Raw genomic sequence first — 1637 nt, forward strand, 5'->3', positions numbered from 1 at the left:
TTTTTTTGTCTAAAAGTTCATTCTGATGTTTTAAAGCATCTGTGTAACCCCTAACATAGTCTGCTCCAACTCCGTAGATTTCTTGGCATTTTTTCATATCCTCATCATTTTTGTTCTTCATCATACTTGCAATTTTAATTAGTTTTTCTATCATTTATTTTTCCTCCTTTTTTTATCAAACCACTGCTACTTAAGATATAAGCAACACAAACTTTTTCAATTGTTTTTCTGACCTTTAGACCTTCTTTCTAATTCTTTACGGCACGCAAGATTTAACTCTTTTGCCATTGCTAAAATTGTTTTCACAATAATAGTATATTCACTGGATAATCTTACAATTTTAACACGCATTTCTTCAATTGCTCTAATCTTAAGTGTATCTTCTGGCTTTAATGTTTTAATCAAATATGTAAACTCATCTATATATTTACTTATAATTGCATAGTCTTTAAAAGTAATTGTAAGTAAATTGTCACCAATATATTTTAAGTCATTTGATAAAAGACCAGGTATATCTTTAAGTTGTTCCCAGGAACCTTTGGCCTTTTCTAAAGGTTCTTTAAATCCAGAAGTAACTTTTTTTGCGTAAAATATCTGTGATGAGATATCATTTATCAAATATTTGAAATTTTTCATATTTAGCTCTCCTTTTAATTATTAAATTATTTTATTCTCATTGAAATATTGCGAATCTTCAATTAATTTATTATGCTCAACATCAATATCTCTAGAAATTATTTACCAATATGCTCTCTCAGTTCAATATCTGCCTTCGCATTTTAAATATTTAATTTCTGTCTTATTTATAATAGAAATTAAATATTTTTCTTCTGTTCAGACCTCTTTATGTTTAAAAATATCAGTATTATAAATTCCATCTTCATCATATAGAGTCTTATCGGTTATAAGCTGATACTTAGGTTGCCATACAAGCTTTATGGTTCCAGTTCTACCCCCTCTTTGTTTAGCGATATTAACTTCTATAACATTTTTTTCTTTAGAATCTTTATGGTAATATCCATCACGGTATAAAAGCATTACAACATCAGCATTTTCTTCAATTCCTCCACTTTCTTTAAGATCTGACAGCATAGGTCTTTTATCATTTCTTATTTCAGTCCCTCTATTTATTTGGGCTAATGCAATAACTGGTATATCAAATTCTTTAGCCATATTTTTTAACTCAATACACACAGTACTTATTTTTTCTTGTCTGCTATCACCCATATCTTTAAGAGACATTATGCCAATATAATCTATTACTAAGACATCAAGTTTATTTTGCATTTTTAATTTCTTACATTGTAATCTCATGGTATTTGCATGGGTTCCAGGAGTACAATCTGTGTAACAATGACCTTTGCTTATTGTACTTGCCATATTGCTTATTTCACTCCATTGACTATCGCTCATTTTGCCCTTTTCTAGCTTTAACGTATCTATATCTATATAAGACTTCATGGCTAAACGCCTAATTCCTAATTCTTCTGCTGACATTTCAAGAGAATAATATAAGACATGTTTATGTTTTGAAATATTTTGTGCTATATTTAATGAAAATGCTGACTTTGCCATTCCGGGCCTTCCTGCTATTACATATAGTTTTTTCTGTTGTATGCCATTAAGTGCTTCATCTA

Annotated in this window: 2 protein-coding genes; both read right to left on the reverse strand. The window is 29.1% G+C overall.

Annotation, left to right across the window (positions count from 1 at the left end; genetic code table 11):
- Positions 1-216: 216 nt before the first annotated feature.
- Positions 217-636: a hypothetical protein gene (locus tag ACJDU8_RS25400; RefSeq protein ID WP_406794974.1), complete on the reverse strand. Its 420-nt coding sequence runs from the start codon at positions 634-636 to the stop codon at positions 217-219.
- A gap of 198 nt (positions 637-834) precedes the next feature.
- Positions 835-1637, reverse strand: an 803-nt coding sequence (locus tag ACJDU8_RS25405) for a DnaB-like helicase C-terminal domain-containing protein (protein WP_406794975.1), incomplete at its 5' end; no start/stop codon positions are given.

Origin of the sequence: Candidatus Clostridium eludens (assembly GCF_045310515.1) — a bacterium.
In the GTDB taxonomy this organism is placed as follows: domain Bacteria; phylum Bacillota; class Clostridia; order Clostridiales; family Clostridiaceae; genus Clostridium_B; species Clostridium_B eludens.

Coding starts and splice junctions, on each gene's coding strand:
- ACJDU8_RS25400 (WP_406794974.1), bottom strand. CDS start 636: ATGAAAAATTTCAAATATTTGATAAATGATATCTCATCACAGATATTT.